This window comes from Puia sp. (genome assembly GCF_036500295.1).
Classification (GTDB): Bacteria; Bacteroidota; Bacteroidia; order Chitinophagales; family Chitinophagaceae; genus Puia.
Window position 1 is genome coordinate 1 of the sequence record NZ_DASYCH010000126.1, and the last position, 5,191, is coordinate 5,191.

Here is a 5,191-nt window from a genome sequence, read left to right on the forward strand (position 1 = left end):
TCGGCGATGGAAGCCGTCTCCCGCCGCAGGTAGCCGTCGTCGTCGATGCTGCCGACGATCTGTTCGGCGATCTTACGGGTGCGGTCATCTACCACGAGCATGCCCAACTGATCCAGGAGCAGTTCATGAAAAGAGGTCTCGACCTTATGCGGCATGACCCGATCTTCGTCGGCATCGGGGTAGTTGTCGTCACGGAGTTTATAATCTGCGACATCATCGTCGTATTCGTTGACATATTCGCTGATGTCAAGATTTTCATATTCGTCTTCGCTGCCATCTTTCTCCTCGAATTCTTCTCCGCTTTCGAATTCATCTTTCGAGTCATCCGTGAGTCCATCTTCATGGTCATCCGCCGTTTCTTCCAGCGCCGGATTTTCTTCCAGCTCTTCTTTAATCCGTTCTTCCAGGTTTGCCGTAGGTACCTGTAGCAGTTTCATTAACTGAATCTGCTGCGGAGACAGTTTTTGGAGTAACTTTTGCTGTAATGATTGACTTAAAGACATGTATATCAGGGGTTTTACGCCGTCGATTTGCCCTTATTAAGGAAAAATCGGCTCGAACCACAAAAATCAGGCCGTAAATCTACACAAAAAGGAGGGATCGACCATGCAACGAATAAAAACTTTTCTTGTTGTATGTATTTCAATACTATTCGCCGGGGTTGTGCGCGCTCAAAATGGGGATAACCGGGAAATTAAAAAAATACCTGAACGCCTTGATTGGAAGGTGGGGGTCGGGAATCTGCGTTTAGAGGGGTTGGGTCCCGGGGGTTTGATCGTGCGAACCGGGGATCCGGCGTCGGGGATTGAGACTGGGAATTTGATCACGAGGACTTCCGATTGGGTGTTTGAAGGCTGGGGTGCCGGGGGGCTAGGCGCGAGGACTGGTGCGCTGGTGATTGGGAGGGCGGACGGGCTTGTGGTTGAAAAGACTCCCCTGCCGCCTATACGGGCGATTGACATATACGCTCCTCCTGCTGCCATACATCCGATCGGCGGCGATTATTATGCCCGGCACATGGGCTTTTTCTGTCAAAAAGAGCTGGAATTTGAGAAAACGACGCGTATTCCCCTGCATTTCCGGCTGGGGTCGCTGGAATATGTGAATCACCTGGAGGGGAAATGACCTTGCGGGTGGTATAGACGACGATGCCCAATGGGTATGATGGCCGGAGCGGCGGTTACCGGCTCGATACCTGGGAGGCTGCCAGCACCTTTTTGATGGCTGTGGCGATCTTCTCTCCTTTTTCGCGGGTCTGCTCTTCCGTCCATGACAGCGCGATCGCGGTGGAGACGCAACGACCCATGATGCGATCGCTGGCGGGATAGTCGGCCGTTTTTAATGCCAGGAGCGCCTCTCGCTGTCCGTCGTTCAGGTTGTACAAAGTTGCCGCCTGGCGGAGATGGTCCCATTTGCGGAAGTAATGCCACAGATTATCGAACCAGTAAAAATTACCGGCCAGGATGGCTTGTTCCTTTAGCTCGGCGATGAGGCCGCGGGTCAGCTCTTCGGTGGGAAGGAACCAACTGAGGAAGGTACAGCTATCGCCGGAAGGATCGGGTATTTCGCGGAAGCTGACTTCGGGTATTTTTGAGAGGATGGCCTTTAATTGACCATGGTTGTTTTTCTGGATGGCCAGGAAGCGGTCGAGTTTACGGACCTGCGCCAGCCCGATGGCGGCATGGAGTTCGGAGATCCGGTAGTTGTACCCGATAAAGGGGTGGAGGTCCGCGCCGCGGTCGACTCCTTTGTGGTCATGCCCGTGATCGGAATATCCGTCACACTTTGTATACACGTCTTCGCTGTTGGTGACGATCCCCCCTCCTTCCGCACAGGTGACGGTCTTTACGAAGTCGAAGGAGAAGGTCCCGGCATGACCGATGGTGCCCAGGTATTTCCCTTTATATTTTGCGCCAAAGCTCTGACAGGCGTCTTCCAGCAGGATCAGGTCGTGTTCGTTGGCGATGGTCATCAGGGCGTCCAGGTCGGCCATTGCGCCACACATATGAACCGGCATGATGCATTTGGTCCGGGGGGTGATCGAGGCACGGACGGCACCGGGATCTAAAGTCAGGGTCTCATCCACGTCTACCAGCACCGGGATGGCCCCTACGCTGAGGATCGACTCGAAGCTGGCCACGAAGGTAAAAACGGGCATGATGACCTCATCGCCGGCGCCGATACCCAGCGCGGCAAAGGCGGTTGTCAGGGCGGCCGTTCCGCTGGAGACCAACTGCGTATATTTACAGTCCAGCCGGGCGCTGATGGCTTGTTCCAGCTCTTTGGCCTTCCAGATGCCTTTGCGGGGGGCGTCGAATCCATAGCGCATCAGGATGCCGGAGTCCATGACGTCGTTGATCTCTTTGCGTTCTTCGGGGCCGAATAATTCAAAACCTGGCATGTTTATAAGATTTGTTTAGTAATATGATTTGTTTAGTTTCTTCGCCATGGCAAGCCATGGCGGAGGATCATCATTTAATTATTGGCCGGCGGCTGATGGGAGTCTCCGGCCAATGGCGGGTCCGGCCAATGGCGGGGCCGTCGTGGTCATGGCTACAAAATTAGAGAAAAGGATTGGAACGGGCAGGCTTTCCATATTGGTCCGGCTTACGGCCGTCACATAATAAAAGTGTGGCTTGCCTTTCTCTTCCACCGTACCATGGACCGTGAAACCGGCCACGGGATCGTAAGGGATGAATTCATAGATGGGTGTGGAGTCGAGACTTGCGATATCCGCGGAGTCCAGGCGGTAAACGGCGAATCCCCGCAGGCTGTCGTCCTGGCTTCCCTTTGTGAGCCAGGCGGTCCCGCTGCCTTCCTTCTTATTGGTCTCCGTACGGAAGGTGGGTTCATGGGGACGGGTGGTATCGAGCCAGGGCATCGGCGGGATCAGGGCGGGGTATTTATAATAGTTATTCTGAAGGCTGTCGTTAAAACCATAGGGGTCCCGCTCGAAGGATTTGCTGCTGAAATAGACCGCTCCCTGCACGCCTTCGGTGGATCGCTGCGCCTGGATCTCGCGGGGCAGGAGCGAGGGGTCCCGCCAGGCGGCATTGGTGCCGAGTTTGTACGGCGCAAGGCCGATATAACACTGCCTGCCATACGAATGACGGCCCCACCAGTCCAGCAGAACGCCGAAGGGTACATGCGGCTGAGTGAATTCAAAATAGATCTGGGGAACGACATAGTCAATCCATCCGTTCTTTAACCAAAGAAGGATATCGGCGTAGAGATTGTCGTAGTTGGTCACTCCCGAGATCGTCTCGCTGCCCTCCGGGTCCCTGCTTTTATTCCGCCAGACGCAGTAGGGGCTGATGCCAAACTTGCAATATTTTTTTTCTTCCTTGATCGCCCTGCTTATTTTTAGTACGATGGAATCCACATTGCTTCTTCGCCAGTCGCCGATCGACATGCCGTTGCCGTATTTCGCATAACTGGCGCCGTCGGGGAAGTCACTTTTCGCGCTGCCTTCCACGATATCATAGGGATAGAAATAGTCGTCGAAATGAAGGGCGTCGATATCATAGCGGCGGACGATATCGCGGATCACACCGGTCACATATTCCTGTACTTCCTTATTCCCGGGATCGAAATACAGTGTGTTCTCAAAACGGACAAACCATTCGGGATGCTGTCGGGTGATATGATCGGGTGCGACGGAAGACCGTCCGATGGTCTTGACGGCCCGGTAGGGGTTGCACCAGGCATGGAATTCCATACCGCGCCGGTGTGTTTCTTCGATCATGAACTGCAATGGATCATAATACGGCACCGGGGGCCTGCCCTGTACACCGGTCAGCCATTCGCTCCAGGGTTCAAGGGTGGAAGGATAGAAGGCGTCGGCGGCGGGCCGGATCTGGACGACCAGGGCATTGAGACCATTCTTTTTGTGCATATCCGCGAGGCGGATAAATTCTGCCCGCTGGCTATCGGCCGGCAATCCCTTTTTTGAGGGCCAGTCGATATTTTCCACGGAGGCGACCCAGGCGGCGCGGAATTCATATTTTGGGGATTGGGGAGACGCAGCGGATTGGTGGGATGCAGCGGATCGAGGGGGGGTATGGGGCGAGGGCGTTGCGATTCGGGTCGCTGGCGCGGGGGGCGACTGTGTGGCGGTGGTTTGGCTCACCGGTGGCGGAAGCTGTTGCGCGGATAAAAATGCGGGGATGGACGACAGGAGGGCGGCAAGGAGGACGACCCCTGCGATATTGCGTAGTTTATCCAGCAAGCTGTTGAGGGTTTTTGTTTCGTCGACCGAAAGGCTCTTCATGACCTCGTCCATTTCCTCTTCATAGGCATCGATCTTTTCAAGGAGTTTTTTGCCTTTTGCCGTGATCATGACGTCTACGAGGCGGCGGTCGCCGGCATTCGGGTTCTTTTTCACCAGGCCCTTTTTCAACAGGCGGTCCACGATCCGGCTTGTATCGCTCATTTTATCGAGCATCCGCTGACGGATCTGGAGTGTGGACAGCGGTTTACCGGCACCCCGAAGGATCCGGAGGATATTGAACTGGCGGGGGGTGATGTCCCATTTGTCGAAGAGGGCGTTGAGCCGTTCCGTCATCCAGTTATAGGTATAGATAAGATTGATCCCTGCCTTCTGATATTCGTTCCGGAATTTTCGCTGGTTGATTTCGTTTTCAAGTGCCATGGAGTCGCCACCCTTTTGTTCTCAATTATATAATGTCTAAATGTACAGAATTTATCCGTTGTGCCGCGATCACGATGTCCTTCTGCCGTTTTCGCGACGTCCTTCTGACGTTTTTGCGATGTCCTTCTGAAGATGTCCTTCTGAAGTTATCGCGATGCGCGGTGCAGGTCCCGGACGAGCATAAAGGTTTATAATACTGCGTACGACCTGTTATCGGGATGATCCGGCATTGCAGCGCACGCTATTCACTCCACACTTTCGTTCCTTCGCTGCAGTTGGCGCAAATATCGATATTCTTCCGGCTTTGCAGGATCTGGCGACGAAATTCAATATACTGTTCGTTGTGCCAGATCTCTCGGAACGGTTTTCCTTTGAGGTCACCCAGTGGGTGTTGTGCGTCCTTGTCGAAGCAGCAGGGAACCACGAGGCCATCCCAGGTGATCACGGTTGCATGCCAGAGCCGCCAGCAATGGTTCTCAAGCGAGTTCTTCAGTATATATTCGCCGTCGCCATTCTTCCGGTAGCGGCTAAATTTATTAT

General features: G+C 54.1%; 4 protein-coding genes and 1 pseudogene. 1 reads left to right on the forward strand and 4 read right to left on the reverse strand.

Features of this window, described 5'->3' with window-relative positions; all coding sequences use genetic code 11:
• Nucleotides 1-437 (reverse strand): annotated as a pseudogene (locus VGM48_RS23655) (RNA polymerase sigma-54 factor); the annotation flags it as partial.
• A gap of 169 nt (nucleotides 438-606) precedes the next feature.
• On the opposite strand from VGM48_RS23655, the gene VGM48_RS23660 reads away from it, so the two are divergent.
• Nucleotides 607-1,125: a hypothetical protein gene (locus VGM48_RS23660; RefSeq protein WP_331583216.1), complete on the forward strand. Its 519-nt coding sequence runs from the start codon at nucleotides 607-609 to the stop codon at nucleotides 1,123-1,125.
• Between the two features lie 55 nt (nucleotides 1,126-1,180).
• Here the strand turns inward: VGM48_RS23660 and VGM48_RS23665 are convergent, their stop codons facing one another.
• From VGM48_RS23665 to VGM48_RS23675, 3 genes are all read right to left on the reverse strand, one after another.
• Nucleotides 1,181-2,401 carry a DegT/DnrJ/EryC1/StrS family aminotransferase gene (locus VGM48_RS23665; protein WP_331583218.1) on the reverse strand — a complete coding sequence of 407 codons (1,221 nt, stop codon included), beginning with the start codon at nucleotides 2,399-2,401 and terminating at the stop codon, nucleotides 1,181-1,183.
• A gap of 78 nt (nucleotides 2,402-2,479) precedes the next feature.
• On the reverse strand, nucleotides 2,480-4,651 hold the full coding sequence (locus VGM48_RS23670) for a family 10 glycosylhydrolase (protein ID WP_331583220.1): 2,172 nt from the start codon (nucleotides 4,649-4,651) through the stop codon (nucleotides 2,480-2,482).
• Between the two features lie 241 nt (nucleotides 4,652-4,892).
• Nucleotides 4,893-5,191 (reverse strand): SPASM domain-containing protein (locus VGM48_RS23675; RefSeq protein ID WP_331583222.1); only part of this gene is annotated, 299 nt, incomplete at its 5' end.

What these genes read in the sequence shown, in the direction of transcription:
- VGM48_RS23660 (WP_331583216.1), top strand. Translation starts at nt 607, where the DNA reads ATGCAACGAATAAAAACTTTTCTTGTTGTATGTATTTCAATACTATTC.
- VGM48_RS23665 (WP_331583218.1), bottom strand. Translation starts at nt 2,401, where the DNA reads ATGCCAGGTTTTGAATTATTCGGCCCCGAAGAACGCAAAGAGATCAAC.
- VGM48_RS23670 (WP_331583220.1), bottom strand. Translation starts at nt 4,651, where the DNA reads ATGGCACTTGAAAACGAAATCAACCAGCGAAAATTCCGGAACGAATAT.